Consider the following 21,701-nt stretch of genomic DNA (forward strand, 5'->3'; position numbering starts at 1 on the left):
GAAGGACTGCAACCATGCTGATGAACACTCACGAGGCGCGGCTGAAAGCACTGCGCGAAGAATTGACCCGGCGCGGGCTCGACGGATTCGTCGTGCCGATTTCCGATGAACACATGAGCGAATATGTCGGCGCCTATGCGCAGCGGCTCGCCTGGCTGACCGGCTTTGGCGGATCGGCAGGCAGCGCGGTGGTCCTCAAGGATCGCGCGGCGATGTTCGTTGACGGGCGCTATACGCTGCAGGTGCGCGAGCAGGTCGATGGCCGGTTCTACGATTATGAATCGGTGCCGCAAACCAGCGTTGCCAAGTGGCTCGGCGCGAACGCTCCTGAAGGCGCGAAGATCGGGTTCGATCCGTGGCTGCACGGCAAGCCCTGGGTCGATGTGGCGACGAAGGCACTCGGCGGACGCGGCGGGAGTCTTGTGCCGGTCGAAGGCAATCCCATCGATGCAGTGTGGAACGACCGGCCCGCGCCTTCGGACGCGCTCGCGCTGGTTCACGCCAATGAATATGCCGGACAGGCCAGCGAGGCCAAGCGCGCCGCCGTGGCCGAATGGCTGGGCGAACAGAAGCTCGACGCGGCGGTAATCTCCGCGCTCGATTCGATTGCCTGGCTGCTCAATGTGCGCGGCGCGGATGTGGAGCGCACGCCGGTGGCGCTGTCCTTCGTGATTGCCCATGCCGATGGCACTGCCGAGCTGTTCATCGCCGAGGAAAAGGTTTCGCCCGAACTGCGGCAACACCTCGGTAATGCCGTGACGATCCGCCCGCGTGACGCCTTCGTGCCGGGACTGGAAGGCCTCAAGGGCAAGCGGGTCGCGGTCGATCCGGAGCGGTCTGTGCAAGCCGTGTTCGGTGCGCTGGCGGGTGCAGGGGCAGAGATTGTCGAGCTGCGCGATCCCACGGTGCTGCCCAAGGCGGTGAAGAATCCGGTCGAACAAGCCGGCCACCGCTCGGCGCAGGCGCGTGACGGGGCAGCGGTGAGCAAGTTCCTCCACTGGCTGTCGGTCCATGCGCCCACGGGCAGCGAAACCGAGCTTTCGGCCGCCGCGATGCTCCAGCAATTCCGCGAGGAAAGCCCGCTGCTGCGCGACCTGTCGTTCGATACGATCTCCGCCGCCGGGCCCAATGCGGCCAGCCCGCATTACCGGGTGAACGAAGAATCGAACCTGCGGATCGAGCCGGGTTCGGTCTATCTCGTCGATTCGGGCGGCCAGTATCTTGACGGCACGACCGACATAACCCGCACCGTCTGGGTCGGGCCCGGTCAGCCCACGGCCGAGCACAAGGATCGCTATACCCGCGTGCTCAAGGGCCACATCGCGCTCGCGCTTGCGGTCTTCCCCAAGGGCACCGCCGGCAGCCAGCTCGACGTGCTGGCGCGGCAGTTCCTGTGGTCTGCCGGGGTCGATTATGCCCACGGCACGGGCCACGGCGTTGGGTCGTTCCTCTCGGTTCACGAAGGCCCGCAGCGCATAGCCAAGAGTGCGGGCGGACAAGGCGGCACCGATCAGGAACTGCTCGCTGGCATGTTCCTCTCGAACGAGCCGGGCTATTACAAGACCGGCGCTTTCGGCATCCGGATCGAAAATCTTGTGCTGGTCGAGCCGCGCAAGATTGATGGCGCGGAAGGTGACTACTTCGGCTTCGAGACGCTGACGTTCGTGCCGATAGATCGCACGCTGGTCGATACCGCGCTGCTGACGCGCGAGGAACTGCGCTGGTGGGATGCCTATCACGCGCGGGTGCTTGAAATCGTCGGTCCGCAGCTTGAAGGCGCGGCGCTCGACTGGCTCAAGGATCAATGCGCGCCGCTGTCGCGCGGGTGAGGGGGAACCGATGATCGTCAATATGTGCTTCGGCACGCAGGATCTCGAACGTGCAGGCCAGTTCTATGACGCGGTGCTGGGCGCAGCCGGACTGGCGCGCACCGGAGCGAGCGAGCGGTCGATCTACTATGGCAGCCCCGGCGGCGGCGCAGGCTTTGCAGTAACCCTGCCCTACGATGGCGAACCAGCGACGCACGGCAACGGCACGATGGCAACGATCGGCGCGCCCGACCGTGCGGCGGTGGACCGGATGCACGAAGCTGCGCTGGCTGGCGGTGGCACCTGCGAAGGTCCTCCGGGCGTGCGCGCCAATGGCTATTACGTGGCCTATTGGCGCGATCCGGACGGCAACAAGATGAACGCCGTCGCGCTGGGCTAGGGTCACGAAACGGGCGATTGTCGTCGCGTCTATGTTCCTCTAATGTTCCGTTACGAATCGGCAATCAGGAGGATGTGACATGATCGGCTATGTAACGCTCGGCACCAATGACCGCGCGCGCGGCGCGGCGTTCTATGACGCGGTTTGCGCCGAACTTGGCGTGGGCCGCATGATGGAGAGCGAGGAATTCATCGGCTGGGGCATTCCCGGCGGCGGCGCGGGCATCGGCCTGACACGGCCGTTCGATGGCAATGCTGCCAGCGTCGGCAACGGCGTGATGGTCGCGCTTGAGGCTAAGGACGAAGCGCAGGTCCAGCGGATCTACGACATCGCGCTGGCCAATGGCGGCACTTGCGAAGGCCCTCCCGGTGAACGCTTCCCCGGCTTCTACGCCGCCTATTTCCGCGATCCCGATGGCAACAAGCTCAACGCCCATCTCATGACCGTGGCAGAGTGAGCGCTGGGGCCCCTCCCGGCCAACCCTTTCCAGGACGCCCGCTGACACGCTTCCCGGTCCACCTCGGGCTGGGAGCGACTGCGGTCGTCCAGCCCGAGATGTCCGGACCAGAATCTACCGCAAGCCAATGGTATGATGCCTATGCCACCCGCAATTCGGGCGACGGTGCCGAAGGGCGGCTGGTCGCACTGCACAGCTTCGATGCCGACTGGACGAGCTGGGAAATGCATCCGGCGGGCGACGAGCTGGTCGTCTGCATTGCCGGCGTGATGACGTTGATCCAGCAGCTTCCCGAAGGGCGCGAGCAGTGCGTGCGGCTGGGGCCGGGTGACTATGTGGTCAATCCGCCGGGAGCCTGGCACACCGCCGATGTCGAAGGCGAGGCGACCGCCCTGTTCGTCACCGCCGGGCTTGGTACGCAGCATCGTCCTCGGTGACTTGGCCGCGTTGACTTGCGCCTTCATGAACGGCCTGCGAATGGTGCGACAAATGGCGACAATAAAGCCCGATTGCGGCATACCCCTGCGACAAGGTGGTTCTAGAAGAGTGATCAAGGAGGTCGTGCGGACCGTTCATCCCCTCCCCCTTCCCAGAACGGTTCGTGCGGCCTTCTGCTCTATTCACAGGACGAGGACACACTCCATGCGCAAGCACCTGCTTATTCTTTCAGCTGCAACTCTGGGCCTGCTTGGCACCGCCGTTGCTGCCCAGCCGACCGGCCCGATGGCCGACAAGACCGTGACCCGCGCCGAAGCCGAAACCAAGGCCGGCGAGCACTTCGCCAAGGCCGACGTCAACAAGGACGGCAAGCTCGATCAGGCTGACCGCGAGGCCCGCAAGGGTGAGCGCTTCAAGAAGATGGACACCGACGGCAATGGCTCGCTGTCGCAGGCCGAATTTGCCGCTGCCCATCAGGGCAAGGGCATGGGTAAAGGCATGAGCGGCGACCACGCCGGCATGAAGCATGACGGCATGAAGCAGGGCGGAATGCGTCACGGCGGCAAGCACGGTATGCGTGGTGGTGCAATGGGCGGCAAAATGGGTGGCGGCATGATGATGCGCATGGCCGATACCAACAATGACGGAGCCATCACCCGCGCTGAATTCGTCGGCGCCTCGCTGAAGCACTTCGACATGACCGATGCCAACAAGGACGGTTCGGTCACCCCGGACGAGCGCAAGGCCGCCATGGAAAAGATGCGCGAGCACATGAAGGAAATGCGCGGCAAGATGGGCGCGCGTCCGGCACCCGCTCCGGCGAACTGAAAGTAAGGACAGACACATCCGATGCCCGCACCAGCGGCCACTGAAAGTCCTCCTGCCCGGCTGCTCATCGTCGATGACGAACGCAGCCTGCGTGAACCCCTGGCCGAGTACCTCTCGCGCCAGGGGTTTGCCGTTGCTCAGGCGGCGAGCGCGGCTGATGCCCGCAGCCAGTTGCGCGGCGAAGCGCCCGACCTTGTTCTCCTCGACATCATGATGCCGGGCGAGGACGGCCTGTCGCTGTGCCGCCACCTGATCGAATCGCGCCAGATTCCGACGATCTTCCTCACTGCCAAGGGCGAAGCGACCGACCGCATTGTCGGGCTTGAGATCGGCGCTGACGATTACGTCGTCAAACCGTTCGAGCCGCGCGAACTCGTCGCGCGCATCCGGTCTGTGCTGCGCCGCGCCGCGCGCGGGGGGGCAACTGGAGCAGCGGTCGACAACGAAGTATTCGAATTCGAAGGCTGGACGCTTGATCCGCTCAAGCGCCGGCTGACCGACGCCGATGGCTCGGTTGTCGCGATATCTTCGGCCGAATTCCGCCTGCTCATGGCCTTCCTCGAACACCCGCGCCAGGTGCTGGACCGCGACCGCCTGCTCGACATGGTCCAGGGTCGCGAGGCGCACCTGTTTGACCGTGCTGTGGACAACCAGGTCAGCCGCCTGCGCCGCAAGCTCGAGGCCGACAGCCGCAACCCGCAGCTGATCCAGACCGTCTGGGGCGGCGGCTACATGCTCGCTGCCGAAGTGCGCCGCCGCCGGGCGGAAGAGGGCTGACATGGCGCGATTGCGCGGTGCGTTGCACGGGCTCTGGCCGCGCAGCCTGAAAGGGCAGGTGCTGCTGTCCATCGCGCTCGCGCTGCTGTTCGCGCAGGGATTTTCCGCGGCCCTGTTGTACCGGGCGCAACATGCGCGGCAGGAAAGCGGCCTGCTCCACACCGCCGCAATGCGGCTCGTTGCCGCTCATCGCAGCGAAGATTTGCGCGGCTCGGAACGTGTCGCGCCGGAAACACCGCGCGAGGGCAGCGGGGCGGAACGGCGCGCTGAACGCCGCGCCGAACGCCGCGAGCGCATGGACCGCTTCCGCAGCGAACGCGTCGCCCGCTCGCCGATTGCCGCGGGCGAAGAGCGCCTTGCTCATGACGAGGAGGAACTGGGCGAAATCCTCCGCGATCAGGACGTCAACGTCGAACAATTGCTGGTCGTCCGGCGGCCCGTTTCAGCGGACGCGCGGGCGCAGATGCGCCTCAAGCTCCGCAAGGACCCGTTCTCTGAAATCCGGCCAGAGACGGTGCTCGTCGCCTCGATGAAGGTGACAGGTGAAAGCGACTGGGTGGTGACGCGCGTCTTCGTGCCGCAGACCGAACGGTTCATGCTGCAGACGCTGTTCATGCAGACACTGTTTATCTACGCCGTGCTGGTCGGCGCAATGTGGCTGATCCTGCGGCGCATCACCCGGCCCCTTGCGGCATTGACCCGGCGCGTCGCGCACTTTGCCGAAACGCGCGATGCCGATGGCCAGCTCGCTCCGCAGGGGCCTGACGATGTGCGCCACCTTATCGAGGCGCAGAACGCCATGGAACGCCGCGTGCTGGCTCTGCTCGATGAAAAGGACGTCATGCTCGGCGCCATCGGCCACGATCTCAAGACGCCTCTCGCGGCCTTGCGCGTGCGCATCGAATCGGTCGAGGACGAGGCCGAGCGCGGCCGCATGGCGCGCACGATCGAGGACATTACCCGCACGCTGGATGATATCCTCAGCCTCGCCCGGGTCGGCCGGCCGAGTGACCAGCTAGAGCAGACCGAACTCTATGCCCTCGTCGCCTCGGTGGTCGAGGAATACGAGGATATGGGCGATCCGGTGACGCTGGTCGAAGGCAGCCGCATGGCAATGCAGCTGCGGCCCACCTGGCTGCGCCGCGCCCTGCGCAACCTGATCGGCAATGCCCTGCGCTATGGCAAAACGGCGCAAGTGACGCTGGAACGCGACGGGCGCGATGCGGTGATTCGCATTGTCGATGAAGGCCCGGGCATCCCGGCGGACAAGATCGCGCTGATGCTCGAACCCTTCACCCGCGGCGATCCTTCGCGCAACAGCGAGACTGGCGGCGCGGGGCTGGGCCTGACATTGGCGCGTGCGATTGCCGAACAGCACGGCGGCTCGCTGTGGCTCGCCAACCGCACCGGCGCGGATGGCTCGGTCATCGGACTCGAGGCCACCCTGCGCCTGCGCGGCTGAATTACTTCAGCTTCAGCACCTCCTTGCTCGCCTCGGCCTTGCGCGCCGTGCGCAACACGCCGCAGTTGCGGACGCGTTCGATCGTACGTTCCAGCTCCAGCTCGGCAGTCTTGCCGGCAAGGCGCGGGCGCAGCGATTTCGCCAGTTCATCCGCCTGTTCGGCCGAGCAGAACCCGTTCAGCATCTGCGGCAGCCGCGAGGCGAAGAAGATGCCGCCGCTGCCATTCAGCAGCTTGTCGAGGTTGGCCTTCATCCACTCATAGCCCATGTCACGCGTCGCCGGATTGGCGACCACGCCGCGGATCAGCGAGAGGCGCTCGCTGGGGCGCAGCTTGGGGTCGTTGGCGTCGGCCAGCACCCAGGTGGCGATGTCGGTCTTGCCGCTGCTGCCGATGACGCCAAGGTAGGTCGGGCGCAGCGCCGGATCTTCGGTAACCATGGCCTTGGCGAACAGGTCCCTGGCCGCCGGCAGCCCACCATCGGCCAGCCATGCGGCAAAGGCGCCGCCGTACCACATGGCGTCGAGCGCCTTGCTGTCGCCCGCCAGGAAGGCCCTGGCAGCGCCAGCCATCTGCTTGCGGATCGCCGGATCGCGCGCCACGCCGCCGACTGCCGAAACGGTCACTGCGCGGCGCAGGACGCGTTCGGGGTCTTCGCCGGCATAGGCACCCGCACTCAGGTCCAGTCCAAGTTTTGCCAGTTCGGGGCGATAGAGCTTGGCGACGAAGCGGCCATAAGCCTTCTGCGCCTTGTCATCGAACAGGCCCGCGCCGCGCAAGGCTTCGAGGCCGTCGATCGCAGAATCGTAGGCGTGGCTGTCAGGATTGCGCACCAGCTTTTTCGCCAGCGCGCTCAGCTGCCGCACCGATCCGCGACCGGCCTGGAAGCTCGCCTTGAGGCTGTCAGCGACGGCTAGCGCTTCGTTGCCAGACAAGGTGTCGGCCCCGGCAATCAGCTTGTCCCATTCGGCTGAGGACAGTTCGAAACGGTAGTAGCCGGTGCCGCCGGCATTGGGCATCACGGCACCTGCGCTTTTGAAGGTGATGGTCGTGGTTGCGCCGTCCATCAGCTGGCAATGGCGCTCGGTCCCGGCCCGTGCGCAGACTGGGACTCCCCAGCGCGTCTCGGGCGGGGTCGTGCCAAGCCGGGCATAGCGGCTCTGCGTGGCGGTCCAGCCGTCCTTCGTCTTGCTGAAGGTGATCAGCGGCACGCCCTGCTGGCGGGTGAAGCTCTGCATCGCGGGCAGGATTCGCGGATCGCCCGAAACCTCGGCCATGGCGCCGAAGAAGTCGCCGCTGGTGGCGCTGCCATAGCGATGCTTGGCCATATAGGCGCGCACGCCGTCGCGAAACTTGGTGTCGCCCATGAAGGCGGCGATCATCGCGACGACATGGCCGCCCTTGCCGTAAGTGATCGTGTCAAAAGCCGCGTCGATCTGCGCGTCGGTGCGGATCGCCTGCTGGATCGGTCGTCCAGCGATGAGCGAATCGGTGTTCATCGCGGCAAAGCCCTCGGCATTGGCGCCCGAGCCGATGTTGAGATCGGGCCGCCATTCGCCGCCGATGCGGTAGCCCATCCAGTTGGCAAAGCTCTCGTTCAGCCAGATGTCGTCCCACCACGCCGGGGTGACGAGATCGCCGAACCACTGGTGCGCCAATTCGTGGCTGACGACCATGCCGAAATTGCGCTTGGTCGGCACCGGCGAGCCTTCATCGAGCACGAGAATGGAATCGTTGTAGAGGTCCGCGCCCGCGTTTTCCATCGCGCCGGGCAGGATCGGCGTCGTGATCTGGTCAAGCTTGGGATAGGGGAAGCCTTGGCCGAAATAGCTTTCGAGCAGCGAGACGATGGGCTTCGAGTTTTCCAGCGCATAGCTGATCCGCGCGGCATTGGGCTTGGTCGTGACGATGCGCAGCGGCAGCGGGGTGGAGCGCTGGGGCGTGGGCGGCACGGTGCTTTCGACCATGGCAAACGGCCCGACCATGATCGCCACCAGATAGGTCGGCAGCGGCAGGGTCGGCGCATAGCGGTGCACGTCGAGTCCCGCTTCCTCGCGGGTCGAGGTCTGCGGCGCGTTGCTCACGGCGGTCAGCCCCTTGGGCGTGCGCAGGGTGACTTCGAACGGCGTCTTGAAGCCGGGTTCGTCGAACGAGGGGAAGGCAGCGCGCGCGTCGATCGACTGGAACTGGGTCCACGAATACCAATCGTCGGCCACCTTGACGCGGAACAGGCCGGCGGGGCCAGTGTTGAACGGCGCGTCGTAATCGAAAGCGAGCGTCACCTTGCCGGCGGGTAGCACTTCGGGGAAGGTCAGGCGGGAGAGGCCGCTGTCGGTGCGCTGGGTCCAGGTGCCGACCACGGTCTTGCCGCCGACCGTGGCGGCCGCCCGCGTAACATTGAGGTCGCGGCCATGCAGATCGATGAAGCTCGAAGCCGCCTTCAGCTCGGCGTCGATCTCGACATGACCGGAAAACCGCTCTTTCGCCGGATCGACGGTCAGGTCTAGCCGGTAGGTCTTCGGCGCGGCGGCATCGCTCAACTGCCCTTGCGGAACGGGCGCGCTGTCAGCCGGGGTGGCGGGTGATTCTGCGGAAAGAGCAGGCGCGGCGATAGCGAGCGACAGGGTCGAGGCGGCGGCGAGCAAAAGACGCATGGAATCTCCGAAGGGCGCAAGAGCGGACCTTGCGCCCTTGCATGGCGCAAGTGATTGCAAATGCAACCGTCGATGAACCGCTGATCTGCGCCGACGAAGGGCTATCAGCGCAGCAGACTGCCTAGAATCGAGCGCGCGAACCGTCCGAAAATCGCTCCACCAAGCTGCGTGGCAATCGTCCCGCCCGCCGCGCTGGCGGCAGAGGCCATCGGCGATCCGGCGGACTTGCGCCCGGTCATCTTGCGCGCAACCATTGTCCCTGCCGAAGCAGCGGCAGCGCCCAAAGCCGCCTTGCCGGCGCGCTCCCACAGCGAGGGCGAGCGGCGTTCGGTCGAATGCTGAGCCTCCGCGCCTTCCTCTTCGACCTGCTGAGCGGCGGCGGCGGCATCGGCGGCCTTGGCCTGCAGCACTTCCTCGGCGCTCTCACGGTCGACCAGCGTGTCATACTTGCCATCGAACGGGCTGATCGACTGGATAATCGCGCGTTCCTTCTCGCTCACCGGGCCAAGCCGAGAGCGCGGCGGGGCGACCAGCGTGCGTTGGACAATCGTCGGCGCGCCCTGTTCGTCGAGCACGGAAACCAGTGCCTCACCGACCTTCAATTCGGTGATCGCGGTTTCGACGTCGAGGTCGGGATTGATGCGGAACGTCTCTGACGCCGCGCGGATCGCCTTCTGGTCGCGCGGCGTGAAGGCGCGCAGCGCGTGCTGCACGCGGTTGCCCAGCTGGCCGGCGATCTTGTCGGGAATGTCGATCGGGTTCTGGGTGATGAAGAACACGCCCACGCCCTTCGAGCGGATCAGGCGCACGACCTGCTCGATCTTTTCGAAAAGTGCTTGCGGGGCATCATCGAACAGCAGGTGCGCTTCGTCGAAAAAGAACACCAGCTTGGGCTTTTCGGCATCACCGACTTCGGGCAGCGCCTCGAACAGTTCGGACAGCAAGTAGAGCAGGAAGGTGGCGTAGAGCTTCGGGTTCTGCATCAGCTTGTCGGCGGCAAGGACGTTGATCACGCCCTTGCCGTTCTCGTCCAGCCTGATGAAATCGTGAATCTCGAAGGCCGGTTCGCCAAAGAATTTGTCCGCGCCCTGGCTTTCAAACGACAGCAACTGGCGCTGGATCGTGCCGACGCTGGCCTTGGAAATGTTGCCATAGGACGATGCCAGCTCGCTGGCATTTTCGGCGCAGGTCATCAGCACCTGCTGCAGGTCATCGAAATCGATCAGCAGCAGGCCGTTGTCGTCGGCCCACTTGAAGGCGACCGTCAGCACGCCTTCCTGCGTTTCGTTAAGCCCCATCAGGCGGGAAAGCAGCAGCGGCCCCATTTCCGAAATCGTCGTGCGGATCGGGTGGCCCTTTTCGCCGTAAAGGTCCCAGAAGATCGCCGGGTTGTCGTGGTAGGTATAGGGATCGATGCCGATCTCCTTGGCGCGCGCTTCCAGCGTGGCGGCGTGCTTGAAATCCGCGCTGCCGGCCATCGATACGCCGGCCAGATCGCCCTTCACGTCGGCCATGAACACCGGCACACCGGCCTGCGAAAACTGTTCGGCCATGGTCTGCAATGTCACCGTCTTGCCGGTGCCGGTCGCGCCGGCGATCAGGCCGTGGCGGTTGGCGCGGCTGAGGCGCAGTTCCTGCCGCTCACCGTTCGATCCCAGCCCGATGTAGATATTGTCCATTGCGACGCGTGCTCCCGGTTTGATTCCAGACGCTTGGCTTAAGGCGGGATGAGCGCTTGTGCGAGAGGAAATCGCACCGCTGGCCAGCGCGGGCAATCGTGACTAGAAGCGCGCCGCTATGCCCGCCCCATTCATCCTGCTTGACGACGCCCGCAGCGAAGGCGCGAGCCCGGCGCGGCTTTATCGTGACCCGGTGGAACTGGTGATTGCGCGGCGGGCGGACGAGGTTCTGCCCGCACTGGACAGGCTGGCCGCGCTCCATGCCGCCGGCCATCACCTCGCCGGATGGATCGCCTATGAGGCCGGACTGGCGCTGGAAAACCGGCTGGCACGGCTGGCCGATGCGCGCACCGGGGCGGCGGGGCCGCTGTTGTGGTTTGGGGTCTTTGCCGGCTTCGAGACAATTGCCGCTGCCGACGTTCCCGAATGGTTGACCGCGCGCGGCGAGGGCAAGGCGAGCATCGGCCCGCTTGATCCGGCGCTGTCGCCGGGCGGTTACCGGCGTGCGTTCGATGCGGTGCAGGCGGCGATTACTGCCGGCGACATCTATCAGGCCAACCTCACCTTCCCGCTGGCAGGGGCTTTTCACGGCGATCCGCTGGCTCTTTACGCGGCCATCCGCGCCAAGGCCGGGGCGGGATATGGCGGGCTGATCCATGACGGCGCGCAGTGGCTGGCAAGCTTCTCGCCCGAACTGTTCGCAGCGCTGCGCGGGCGGCAGGCCATGGTCAAGCCGATGAAGGGCACGCGGCCGCGCGGGCGAAATACGGCGGAGGATGCCGCGCTGTCCGAGGAGCTTGTCGCTTCCGAAAAGGACCGCGCCGAAAACCTGATGATCGTTGATCTTCTGCGCAATGACCTCAGCCGGGTGGCCGATCCGGGCACGGTCAAGGTGGAGCGGCCCTTTGCGGTCGAGAGCTATCCGACCGTGCACCAGATGACGACCACGGTGCGCGCCGCCTTGCGCGATGGCTTCGGCCCCTTCGATCTCGTGCGGGCGCTGTTCCCCTGCGGATCGATCACCGGCGCGCCGAAGATCCGCGCCATGGAACTGATTGACGCCATCGAACGCGATGCACGCGGGCCTTACTGCGGCGCGATTGGCCGCATTGATCCTCCAAGCTCTAATGGAACTGGTGAGGCGGCGTTCAATGTGGCAATCCGCACCTTGCGGCTGACGCCCGGAGAGAATGGCCGGGGCAGCGCGGTGCTGGGCGTCGGCTCGGCAGTGGTCGCGGATTCGGAATGGCTCGCGGAATGGCGCGAAGGCCTGGTCAAAGGAGGTTTCGCAAGAGGCATGGCGGGCGGCTTTGACCTGATCGAGACGATGGCGTTCACACCCGAGGGCGGGATTCCGCTGCTCGAAATGCATCTGGAACGGCTGAAGACCAGCGCAGGCGAACTGGGTTTCGCCTTCGATCGCCATGCCGTGCGTAACGCAATCCAGGCGCTGTGTTTCGAGATTGAGGGGCCGGCGAAAGTGCGGCTGGTGGTCGCGCGCAGCGGGGCCCACGCGCTCGAGATTGCGCCGATGCCTGATGTCTATGACGAGCCAGCAACCTGCGCGGTGCTGCGCCTGCCGGTGGACAGCGGCGACTGGCGGCTGCGTCACAAGACGACTGACCGCCAGTTCTACACCGCCGCGCTTGACGCTGCGAAGGGCGCAGGCGCGCAGGAGGCGCTGCTGCTGCGCGATGATGGCCTTGTCACCGAGGGCAGCTTCACCAACCTGTTTGTCGAGCGCGATGGCAAGTTGCTCACCCCGCCCGCGCAGCTTGGTTTGCTGCCCGGCGTGCTGCGCCAGTCGCTGATCGAAGCTGGGCAAGCCGAGGAAGCCGAACTGTCGCTTGAAGATCTGTCCGGCGGCTTCCTGATCGGCAATGCCCTGCGCGGGCTGATGCCGGCCCGCTTGCTCTCATGACGGCTGTTGGCGTGAGGCTTTCCGCTGCCCTGTCGCGCGTTGCCCCGTCGCAGACCACGGCGATGACCGACCGCGCCATTGCGCTGCGCGCCGAGGGCCGCGACATTATTTCGCTGTCGGTCGGCGAGCCCGATTTCGCCACGCCGGCCCATGTCGTCGCGGCGGCCAAGGCGGCGCTCGATGCGGGCGATACAAAATACACCGCAGTCGGCGGCACGGCGCGGCTCAAGGCAGCGGCTGCGCTGCATTTCGCGCGCGACCTCGGCATACAGACCGATCCCTCGGGCGTGATCGTCAGCGCCGGCGGCAAGCAGGCGATCTTCCACGCACTTCTGGCCACCGTCGATCCCGGCGACGAAGTGCTGATCCCCGCGCCGTGGTGGGTGTCCTATCCCGAGATCGTCAACTTTGCCGGCGGCACCGTGGTGCCAATGCAGACCAATGCGGCGGGCGGCTTCCGCATCACGGCGGACCAGCTTGAAGCCGCGATCACCCCGCGTACCCGCTGGCTGCTGCTGAACAGCCCGGGTAATCCGACCGGCGCCACATATTCCTCGGCGGACCTTGCCGCGCTGGGCGAGGTGCTGCAGCGGCATTCGCAGGTGCTGGTGATGAGCGACGATATCTACGCGCCGCTGCGCTACACCCCCGGCCGTCACGCGACGCTGGCGGTGGAATGTCCTGAACTGGCGGAGCGCGTGCTTACCGTCTCGGGCGTGTCGAAAAGCCATGCCATGACCGGCTTTCGCATCGGCGTTTCGACCGGACCCAAGTGGCTGATCGACGCGATGGAGACGTTGCAGTCGCACTCCTCGGGCAACCCGGCCTCGATCAGCCAGGCCGCGGCCGTCGCCGCTTTCGAAGGGCCGCAGGATTTCTTGCGCGACTGGTGCGAGATTTTCCGCGCCCGGCGTGACCGGGTGGTCGCGGCGGTGGGCGCTATCCCCGGCCTCTCGACGCCGGTGCCCGACGGCGCGTTCTATTGCATGATCGACGCGGCCCCGCTGATGGACCGCTTCGGCGACGACCGGGCGCTGGTGCTTCATCTCCTTGATCACGGCGTCGCCGTGGTTCCGGCCTCTGCCTTCGGCGGTCAGAATGGCTTTCGCATTTCCTTCGCTGCCGACGAAGCCAAGCTGGACGAGGCCGTCCGGCGCATCGGAGCAGCCCTCGCATGACCCCTCTTACAGTTCTCTTCGAAGACGGCGAAGCGCTCGTCATCGACAAGCCGGGTGGCCTGCCGCTCGATCAGCCGCGCGCCGGCGGGCGCAGTCTGGAAGACCGGCTCGAAGAATTATGCTTCGGCTTCCAGCGGGTGCCTTTCCCGGTCCACCGGCTCGATCAGGATACCTCGGGCTGCCTGCTTCTTGCGCGCAATCCGAAGGCGCTGAAGCGTTTTTCTGCCGCCTTTGAGAACCGTCAGGTGGAGAAGCGCTATCTCGGTATCGTTGCAGGGGCCTTGCAGGAGGAAAGCGGCACCATTGCACTGTCGCTCAGCAAGATCAGCAGCGCCGAGAAGGGTTGGCGGATGATCGCTGCGAAAAAGGGCAAGGAAGCGGTGACGCATTGGCGCAAGGTCGCCGAGATCGGCGGCAACACCCTCGTCGAATTCCGCCCGGAAACCGGCCGCACACACCAGATTCGCATCCATGCCCTCGCCGGACTCGGCGCACCGCTGCTCGGCGATCCGATCTATGGTGACGGCAAAGGCGCCCCGCGCACGATGCTCCACGCCGCTGGCCTCACCGTTACCCGCGAAGGCAAGCCGCCGATCGAAGCAGTGGCGCCGTTACCCGCCGATTTCCGCGCGCTCGGCTTCAGCGATGGCTGATGAAGCCGGCGGCAATGCGGTGGAGCGCGCGGTGGAACTGGCCATGGGCGCGCTGAGCGAAAGCTTCATCGCCGCCGCTGGCCCCGGCGGGCAGAACGTCAACAAGGTCGCGACGGCAGTTCAGGTTCGGCTCGATGTCTTCGCGCTGCGGCTTGAACCGGCGGTTTTCCAGCGGTTCAAGACACTCGCCGGCAGCAAGATGACGTCGCGCGGCGAACTGGTGATTACCGCGCGTTCGCACCGCACGCAGGAAGCGAACCGCGCCGACGCGCGCGACCGGATCGCCGAACTGATTCGCGCGGCGCATGACTTGCCGCAAAAGCGCGCGAAATCGCGGCTCAATCGGGTGGGCAAGGAAAAGCGGCTGCAAGGCAAGAAGCTACGCGGCTCGGTCAAGGCCGGGCGCGGCAAGGTGTCTTTCGACTAGTTTTGGGGGGCAGTGCTGGCTGGTGCGGCAAGTTCGCCGCGCGGTACTGGCGGAATGGCGCTCGGGCTAAGTTGCTTCGCCTCAAGCATTTCGGCCGCTTCGTCGAGCGCCTTGGCTTCGCCCGCGGTGACCCCGCCCGGCGCATTGCTGCCACTGCCGCAAGCGGCCAGCAGGAACAGCGGGGCAAGAGCCAGATACTTCATTGAACAGGACCTCAGGCAAGCCAAGCGCGGCAGCACGATCGCCGCCGCGCCCGCTCTTGCAGCAGAAACGGACAGCTTATTGCTTGGGTTCCGCATCCGCCTTTTCGAGGTCTTCGAAATCAGCTGCAGTCTTGGCGGCAGCGTCCTTCACTTCGTCCGGCGTCTTGGCGGGAGCGGCAGCTTCGCTGGCCTCGGCAGCGGTCTTGTCCTCGACCGGCATAGCCGATGCTTCTGCCGAATTCATTGCTTCCTCAGCCGGCATCTCGACATTGTCGGCGCTGGCTTCGGCGTTGGGATCGTCAGTCTTGGCGCAGCCGGCGAGGGCAAAAAGGGCCAGCGGAGCGAGGGCGGCAAAGGCAATCTTCTTCATGTCGGGTCCCTAGTGAAGGTGGCAATGAAATCTAGCACTGAATGGTGGCACTGGTCCGGCTTGCGTCCGGGCCATTGGCCTGAGTCTAGCCAAGCTGTGCTGACAAGACAAACACCATTTCACAAGCTTAACACGCGTCCGGCGAGCGCCCGGGCGATTGGCAAAAACGCGCACTTGATGAGATATAAAGAATTCTTTATATGACCGCTCCATAGTCATGACCATGAAGATCGATCCCACCCTGCGCGCGCTTGCCGATACCACCCGGCTGCGCATCATGCGGCTACTCGCCCACATGGAGCTGGCCGTGGGAGAACTCGCACAAGTGCTCGGGCAAAGCCAGCCGCGTGTCTCGCGTCATGTCCGCATCCTGTGCGATGCCGGCCTTGCCGAGCGCCGCCGCGAAGGTTCGTGGGTGTTCCTGCACATCGCCGTAGCGGCTGACCGAGCCCCGCCGATCGGTGCCGCCGTTGCCCGCTTGCTCGATGCGGCAGAGGCCGATGACGCCCAGTTCGCCGCGCGCTGCGAGGAGGACCGCCGCCACCTCGCCGCGATCCGCGCCGGGCGCGAGAATCAGGCTGCCGCCTACTTCGCCCGCCACGCCGGCGAATGGGATCAGCTGCGCACGCTGCACAGCGCCGACGAAACGGTTGAGGCCGCGCTGCTCGAAGTCGTCGGCAGCGATCTTGGCTCGCTGCTCGATGTCGGCACCGGCACCGGACGGATCGCCGAACTGCTGGGCTCCCGCGCCAGCCACGTCACCGCGCTCGACAAGAGCCCGGAAATGCTCCGCATCGCCCGCGCCCGGTTGCAGCACTTGCCTGCCGGCCATGCCGATCTGGTGCAGGGCGATTTCTCGGCGCTGCCCTTCGCCGATGCCGCCTTCGATACGCTGACGTTCCACCAGGTGCTGCACTATGCGCAGGATCCGGGCGGAGTGCTGGCCGAAGCCGCGCGCGTAACCAGGACGGGCGGCCGCGTCGCCGTGGTCGATTTCGCCGCGCATGACCGTGAGGAACTGCGCAGCGTCCACGCCCACGCCCGCCTTGGTTTTTCCGATGAGGCGATGCTGGCCATGCTCGCCGAGGCCGGGTTCACCGCCGCCTCGGCCACCGCGCTTCCAGGCCGCGAACTCACCGTCAAGATCTGGACCGGCACCCGCAATGCCGCCCAGCCCCTCCGTTCCCCTGCACGAAAGAGCCAACCGGCATGACCGCCCAAGCCCCGATGTTCGCCGATCTGGCGGGAGACATCTCTGTCAGTTTCGAATTCTTCCCGCCCAAGACGGAGAAGATGGAAGAGCAGTTGTGGCAGGCGATCACTCAGCTTGAACCGCTGAGCCCCAGCTTCGTCTCGGTAACATACGGCGCCGGCGGATCGACGCGCGAGCGCACGCATGCCACCGTCTCGCGCATTGTCCGCGAAACCAGCCTTGTGCCCGCCGCGCACCTGACCTGCGTGGCAGCAAGCAAGGGCGAAATTGACGAGATTGCCGACCAGTACTGGGAAGCCGGTGTTCGCTCTATTGTCGCCTTGCGCGGTGACCCGCAAGGCACCGATGCACGCTTCGCCCCGCACCCCGATGGCTATGCCAGTGCCGCCGACCTCGTCGCCGGTCTTTCCGCGCGCCATGCCTTCGACATTTCGGTCGCCGCCTATCCGGAAGTCCACCCCGAAGCTACCAGCGCCTCGGCCGATCTCGACAATCTCAAGCGCAAGCTTGATGCCGGGGCCAACCGCGCGATCACCCAGTTCTTCTTCTCGCCCGAGGCCTATTTTCGCTTCCTCGACAAGGCGCTGGCGGCGGGCATCTCCGCACCGATCCTGCCGGGTATCATGCCGGTGACCAGCTTCGCCGCGATCCGCCGCATGTCGGCCAACACGGAAATCCCCTCGTGGATGGAGGCGATGTTCGAAGGGCTCGACGACCGCCCCGGCCCGCGCGCGCTGGTTGCCGCCGTGGTCGCTGCCGACCTGTGCCGACGCCTTTACGAAGGCGGCGTCCGCGACTTCCATTTCTACACCCTCAACCGCGCGGAACAGGCCTATGCGACCTGCCATCTGCTCGGCCTGCGTCCCAAGGAGACTGCGGCATGACCGCGCGTGAAAAATTGCTCGCCGAGGCCGCCAAGCGCATCCTCATCACCGATGGCGCCTTCGGGACCGAGATTCAGAACTGCAAGCTGACCGAGGCCGACTATGCCGGCTCGCTCGGCCTGACGAAGGACCAGAAGGGCAACAACGATATCCTCGCCCTGACCAAGCCCGAAGTGCCCGAGGCGATCCACCGCGCCTATTTTGCCGCCGGGGCGGACATTGCCGAGACTAACACCTTCAGTGCGAACCGCATCAGCCAAGCCGACTACGCCGCCGAACATCTGGTGCGCGAAATCAACGTCGAGAGCGCCAGACTGGCCCGCAAGGTTGCGGATGAGTTCGAGGCCAAGGATGGGCGCCCGCGCTTCGTTGCCGGGGCCATCGGGCCGACCAACAAGACGCTGTCGCTGTCACCCGATGTCAACGATCCCGGTTTCCGCGAGATCGACTGGGACACTCTGGTCGATGTCTACAAGGAACAGGCCGTGGCCCTCGTCGAAGGCGGCGCGGACTTTATCCTGGTCGAAACGGTGTTCGACACGCTCAACGCCAAGGCCGCGATCATGGCGGTGAAGCAGCTTGAGGCGGAACTGGGCCGCGAAGTGCCGATCATGCTGTCGATGACGCTGACCGACCTGTCGGGCCGCAACCTCTCGGGCCACACGGTCGAGGCGTTCTGGCACGCCGTGCGCCATGCCAAGCCGGTGACGGTCGGCCTCAACTGCTCGTTCGGCGCGACCCAACTGCGCCCGCACGTGAAGGCGCTGTCGGAGATCGCCGATACGCTGATCATGGTCTATCCCAATGCCGGACTGCCCAACGAACTCGGTGCCTATGACGAAATGCCCGAGACCACTGCGGGACTGGTGGCCGAATGGGCGCGGGCTGGGCAAGTCAACGTTCTGGGCGGTTGCTGCGGTTCGACCCCGGCGCATATCGCCGCGATTGCCGAGGCGGCGAGCGAACTGCCGCCACGCCAGTTGCCGGTGCTTGAACCTGTAACGCGGCTGGCTGGTCTTGAACCGTTCATCATGGCGGCTTGATTCCGCGTCGTCCCGGACCTGATCCGGGACCGCTGGCAATTTCACGCTGCGCCTTCTGGCCAGCGATCCCGGGGCAAGCCCGGAATGACGAGTAGAGAAAAGATTATGACCACGGCATCCTCCTCCGCCCGGCCAAGCGGCGCCCGTTTCGTCAATGTCGGCGAACGCACCAACGTGACCGGCTCGGCCGCGTTCAAGAAGCTGATCCTTGCGGGCGATTATGCCAAGGCAGTCGAGGTCGCGCGCCAGCAGGTCGAGAACGGCGCGCAGGTGATCGACGTCAACATGGACGAAGGCCTGCTCGATGCGGTCTTCGCCATGACCACCTTCCTCAAGCTGATCGCTGCCGAACCGGACATCGCGCGTGTGCCGGTGATGATCGACAGCTCTAAGTGGGAAGTGATCGAAGCCGGCCTTAAGTGTGTTTCGGGCAAGCCGATCGTCAATTCGATCTCCATGAAGGAAGGCGAGGCGCCGTTCCTCGATTCGGCGCGCAAATGCATGGCTTACGGCGCGGCCGTGGTCGTCATGGCCTTCGATGAAAAGGGCCAGGCCGACACGAAAGAACGCAAGGTCGAAATCTGCGAGCGCGCCTACAAGCTGCTCACCGGCATCGGCTTTCCGCCCGAGGACATCATCTTCGATCCCAACGTCTTCGCCGTCGCTACCGGCATCGAGGAACACAACAACTACGCGGTCGACTTCATTGAGGCGGTGAAGGAAATCCGCGTGTCGTGCCCGCACGTCCACTTCTCAGGCGGGCTGTCGAACCTCTCGTTTTCGTTCCGCGGCAATGAACCGGTGCGCCGGGCGATGCATTCGATCTTCCTCTACCACGCGATCCCCGCCGGGCTCGACATGGCGATCGTCAATGCCGGCCAGCTCGACGTGTACGATACGATCGACCCCGAACTGCGGCAGGCCTGCGAGGATGTGATCCTCAACGCCGACGAAGGCGCCACCGAGCGCCTCGTCACCCTCGCCGAGAAGTTTCGCGGCACCGACGTGGCGCAGGAAAAGGCCGCCGAGGAATGGCGCAGCTGGGACGTTGTCCGCCGCATCGAGCACGCGCTGGTCAAGGGCATCGACGCGCATATCGTCGACGATACCGAAATCGCCCGCGCCGAGATCAACGAACGCGGCGGCCGCCCGATCGAAGTGATCGAAGGCCCGCTGATGGAGGGCATGAACACCGTCGGCGACCTGTTTGGATCGGGCAAGATGTTCCTGCCGCAAGTGGTGAAATCGGCGCGCGTGATGAAGAAGGCGGTCGCGCACCTCATCCCCTTCATCGAAGCGGAAAAGACCGCTGCGTCGAAGCCCAAGGGCAAGATCATCATGGCCACGGTCAAGGGTGACGTTCACGATATCGGCAAGAACATCGTCGGCGTCGTGCTCCAGTGCAACGGCTACGAAGTGATCGACCTTGGCGTCATGGTGCCGTGGACGACGATCATCGAGACCGCGCAAAAGGAAAAGGCGGACATCATCGGCCTGTCGGGCCTGATCACTCCCAGCCTCGACGAGATGGTGACCGTAGCCGAGGAAATGCAGCGCGCCGGCATGACCATCCCGCTGCTCATCGGCGGCGCGACCACCAGCAAGCTGCATACTGCTCTGCGCATCGATCCCGCCTATGAAGGCCCGGTGATCCACGTACTTGATGCCAGCCGCGCGGTCGGCGTTGCCTCGCAATTGCTCTCGGACACGCAGGCTGAGGGTTTCATCAGGACCACCGCCGACGATTACCAGCACATACGCGACGTGCGCGCTGGCAAGGAGCCGACCGTGCTGCTCTCGATCGAGGACGCGCGCGCCAACGGCTTCAAAGCCGACATGAGCGAGAAGGCCCCGCCGCCCGAACAGCCCGGGGTCCACGTGTTCGAGGACTGGGACCTCGCCAATCTGGTCGAATGCTTCGACTGGACACCGTTCTTCCGCGCCTGGGAACTCGCCGGTGTCTATCCCGCGATCCTGAACGACGAAGTCGTCGGTGAAAGCGCGCGGGCGCTTCACGCGGATGCGCTGGCGATGCTCGACCAGATCGTCAGCGAAAAGTGGCTCACTGCCAAGGGCGTTTGCGGCTTCTGGCCCTGCGCGCGCGATGGCGATGATGTGACCCTGCACCTTGATGATGAACGCAACCTCAAGCTGCCGTTCCTGCGCCAGCAGATCCGCAAGAGCCGCGACCGGGCGAATTACTGCCTTGCCGATTTCATCGATCCCGATGGTGACTGGCTGGGCGGTTTCGCGGTCGGCATCCACGGCATCGAACCGCACCTCGAACGCTTCCGTGCTGGCCACGATGACTACAACGACATCCTGCTGAAGGCGCTGGCCGACCGCTTTGCCGAGGCTTTTGCCGAGCGGCTCCACCAGCACGTCCGCACGACGCTCTGGGCCTATGCGCCGGGCGAGCAGCTGACTAACGAGGCGCTGGTCAAAGAGCAATATCGCGGCATCCGCCCGGCCCCCGGCTATCCGGCCTGCCCTGACCACACGCTTAAGCCGATTCTGTTCGAACTGCTCGATGCCGGGAACACAGCTGGGCTGATCCTCACCGAATCGATGGCCATGCTGCCCACGGCGGCAGTATCAGGCTTCTACTTCGCCCATCCCGAGAGTGAGTATTTCGGTGTGGCGCGGATCGGACGCGACCAGCTGGCGGACTATGCCGCGCGCTTTGGCAGGAGCGAGAGCGAAACCGAGCGCTGGCTGCGGCCCAACCTCGACTGATCAGGTCATTCCGTGGAGCGCCGGAATAGGCGCCATCGGTCCGTCCGGCATCTTGATCAGGTCCAGTGGGTCGCCGCCCGCTCGCCAACGAATGACAAGGGCGTCCATGTCGACGTCCACCCCGATGGGATTCGCCGCGAAGACTTCGGAAGCCATGTAGTTTTCCTCAACGTCGATCTGGAATTCCATCCGGTTGCCGTCGGGATCGCGGTAATAGTTCGATAATGTGATCCCGTGGTGGATCGACCAATAGGGTTTGATCCCTTCATCCTTGAGCCGGAGATAGGTTTCAAGCAGCGCGCCGAGATCGGCATAGGTATAGGCGACGTGATTGACGCCGATCGTGCCGCGGTCATCGGGATCTTTGCCATCGGACTTCAACAGGTCGAGGTTGGCGAAAGCGAAGCGGTGGTGCTCGTCGTCATAGGTCAGGAACGCGAGGGCGGGGTCCTGATGGACGATCTCGGCCTCGAAAACCTTGCAGTACCAAGCCAGCATTTCTTCATAACGCCGCGTCTGATAGACCACGTGAGCGAACTTCGCTGGCTTGACCATGGCAATCCCCTCAGCG

20 protein-coding genes are annotated in these 21,701 nt (G+C 65.1%); 15 read left to right on the forward strand and 5 right to left on the reverse strand.

The features are described 5' to 3' along the window. Nucleotides 1-14: 14 nt before the first annotated feature. The 7 genes from WG900_RS12385 (at nucleotide 15) to WG900_RS12415 (ending at nucleotide 6,170) form a co-directional block, all read left to right on the forward strand. A complete protein-coding gene (locus WG900_RS12385) occupies nucleotides 15-1,829 on the forward strand; it encodes an aminopeptidase P family protein (protein WP_339967493.1) in 1,815 nt (604 codons plus the stop codon). Nucleotides 1,830-1,839: 10 nt separating this feature from the next. Beyond that, a complete protein-coding gene (locus WG900_RS12390; RefSeq protein ID WP_339967494.1) occupies nucleotides 1,840-2,208 on the forward strand; it encodes a VOC family protein in 369 nt (122 codons plus the stop codon). A 79-nt stretch (nucleotides 2,209-2,287) separates the two neighbouring features. Beyond that, nucleotides 2,288-2,665, forward strand: a complete 378-nt coding sequence (locus WG900_RS12395; protein ID WP_339967495.1) for a VOC family protein — start codon at nucleotides 2,288-2,290, stop codon at nucleotides 2,663-2,665. Between the two features lie 98 nt (nucleotides 2,666-2,763). Continuing rightward, nucleotides 2,764-3,102 (forward strand): cupin domain-containing protein, encoded by a 339-nt coding sequence (locus tag WG900_RS12400; protein WP_339967496.1) that lies wholly within the window; start codon nucleotides 2,764-2,766, stop codon nucleotides 3,100-3,102. 205 nt (nucleotides 3,103-3,307) lie between these two features. Next, the gene (locus tag WG900_RS12405) at nucleotides 3,308-3,931 is read left to right on the forward strand and encodes an EF-hand domain-containing protein (RefSeq protein WP_339967497.1); all 624 of its coding nucleotides are present in this window, start codon (nucleotides 3,308-3,310) and stop codon (nucleotides 3,929-3,931) included. A gap of 21 nt (nucleotides 3,932-3,952) precedes the next feature. Then, the gene (locus WG900_RS12410; protein WP_339967498.1) at nucleotides 3,953-4,708 is read left to right on the forward strand and encodes a response regulator; all 756 of its coding nucleotides are present in this window, start codon (nucleotides 3,953-3,955) and stop codon (nucleotides 4,706-4,708) included. A 1-nt stretch (nucleotide 4,709) separates the two neighbouring features. Beyond that, nucleotides 4,710-6,170 carry a sensor histidine kinase gene (locus tag WG900_RS12415; protein ID WP_339967499.1) on the forward strand — a complete coding sequence of 487 codons (1,461 nt, stop codon included), beginning with the start codon at nucleotides 4,710-4,712 and terminating at the stop codon, nucleotides 6,168-6,170. Between the two features lies 1 nt (nucleotide 6,171). On the opposite strand, the gene WG900_RS12420 is transcribed toward WG900_RS12415, so the two are convergent. Both WG900_RS12420 and WG900_RS12425 read right to left on the reverse strand, forming a co-directional pair. After that, on the reverse strand, nucleotides 6,172-8,823 hold the full coding sequence (locus WG900_RS12420; RefSeq protein WP_339967500.1) for a M1 family metallopeptidase: 2,652 nt from the start codon (nucleotides 8,821-8,823) through the stop codon (nucleotides 6,172-6,174). Between the two features lie 104 nt (nucleotides 8,824-8,927). Beyond that, entirely contained in the window at nucleotides 8,928-10,502 is a 1,575-nt protein-coding gene (locus WG900_RS12425; protein ID WP_339967502.1) for a helicase HerA-like domain-containing protein, read from the reverse strand. A gap of 118 nt (nucleotides 10,503-10,620) precedes the next feature. Between WG900_RS12425 and pabB the strand changes: the two genes are divergently transcribed. Genes pabB through arfB form a run of 4 tightly spaced genes read left to right on the forward strand, consistent with a single transcriptional unit; the run spans nucleotide 10,621 to nucleotide 14,681 of the window. Further along, nucleotides 10,621-12,423 carry an aminodeoxychorismate synthase component I gene (pabB, locus tag WG900_RS12430; protein ID WP_339967504.1) on the forward strand — a complete coding sequence of 601 codons (1,803 nt, stop codon included), beginning with the start codon at nucleotides 10,621-10,623 and terminating at the stop codon, nucleotides 12,421-12,423. Continuing rightward, nucleotides 12,420-13,601, forward strand: coding sequence for a pyridoxal phosphate-dependent aminotransferase (locus tag WG900_RS12435; protein ID WP_339967506.1), 1,182 nt, complete (start codon nucleotides 12,420-12,422; stop codon nucleotides 13,599-13,601). The genes pabB and WG900_RS12435 overlap by 4 nt, the downstream gene beginning before the upstream one ends. Beyond that, nucleotides 13,598-14,254, forward strand: a complete 657-nt coding sequence (locus WG900_RS12440) for an RluA family pseudouridine synthase (RefSeq protein WP_339967507.1) — start codon at nucleotides 13,598-13,600, stop codon at nucleotides 14,252-14,254. Before WG900_RS12435 ends, WG900_RS12440 begins: the two co-directional genes overlap by 4 nt. Beyond that, on the forward strand, nucleotides 14,247-14,681 hold the full coding sequence (gene arfB / locus WG900_RS12445; RefSeq protein WP_339967509.1) for an alternative ribosome rescue aminoacyl-tRNA hydrolase ArfB: 435 nt from the start codon (nucleotides 14,247-14,249) through the stop codon (nucleotides 14,679-14,681). The genes WG900_RS12440 and arfB overlap by 8 nt, the downstream gene beginning before the upstream one ends. Here the strand turns inward: arfB and WG900_RS12450 are convergent. Both WG900_RS12450 and WG900_RS12455 read right to left on the reverse strand, forming a co-directional pair. Continuing rightward, entirely contained in the window at nucleotides 14,678-14,884 is a 207-nt protein-coding gene (locus WG900_RS12450; protein ID WP_339967511.1) for a hypothetical protein, read from the reverse strand. The genes arfB and WG900_RS12450 overlap by 4 nt on opposite strands. A gap of 76 nt (nucleotides 14,885-14,960) precedes the next feature. After that, entirely contained in the window at nucleotides 14,961-15,254 is a 294-nt protein-coding gene (locus WG900_RS12455) for a hypothetical protein (protein WP_339967513.1), read from the reverse strand. A gap of 223 nt (nucleotides 15,255-15,477) precedes the next feature. Between WG900_RS12455 and WG900_RS12460 the strand changes: the two genes are divergently transcribed. The 4 genes from WG900_RS12460 to metH all read left to right on the forward strand — a co-directional run bounded on the left by WG900_RS12460 (nucleotide 15,478) and on the right by metH (nucleotide 21,130). After that, complete coding sequence (locus WG900_RS12460; RefSeq protein WP_339967515.1) at nucleotides 15,478-16,467, forward strand: ArsR/SmtB family transcription factor; 990 nt, start codon at nucleotides 15,478-15,480, stop codon at nucleotides 16,465-16,467. Beyond that, on the forward strand, nucleotides 16,464-17,351 hold the full coding sequence (gene metF, locus WG900_RS12465; protein ID WP_339967517.1) for a methylenetetrahydrofolate reductase [NAD(P)H]: 888 nt from the start codon (nucleotides 16,464-16,466) through the stop codon (nucleotides 17,349-17,351). Before WG900_RS12460 ends, metF begins: the two co-directional genes overlap by 4 nt. After that, nucleotides 17,348-18,394, forward strand: coding sequence for a homocysteine S-methyltransferase family protein (locus tag WG900_RS12470; RefSeq protein ID WP_339967519.1), 1,047 nt, complete (start codon nucleotides 17,348-17,350; stop codon nucleotides 18,392-18,394). Before metF ends, WG900_RS12470 begins: the two co-directional genes overlap by 4 nt. Before the next feature lie 105 nt (nucleotides 18,395-18,499). Beyond that, the gene (gene metH, locus WG900_RS12475; RefSeq protein ID WP_339967521.1) at nucleotides 18,500-21,130 is read left to right on the forward strand and encodes a methionine synthase; all 2,631 of its coding nucleotides are present in this window, start codon (nucleotides 18,500-18,502) and stop codon (nucleotides 21,128-21,130) included. On the opposite strand, the gene WG900_RS12480 is transcribed toward metH, so the two are convergent. Then, nucleotides 21,131-21,685, reverse strand: coding sequence for a VOC family protein (locus tag WG900_RS12480; RefSeq protein WP_339967522.1), 555 nt, complete (start codon nucleotides 21,683-21,685; stop codon nucleotides 21,131-21,133). Nucleotides 21,686-21,701 lie beyond the last annotated feature (16 nt).

The organism is Novosphingobium aquae, assembly GCF_037572715.1.
Lineage (GTDB): Bacteria > Pseudomonadota > Alphaproteobacteria > Sphingomonadales > Sphingomonadaceae > Novosphingobium > Novosphingobium aquae.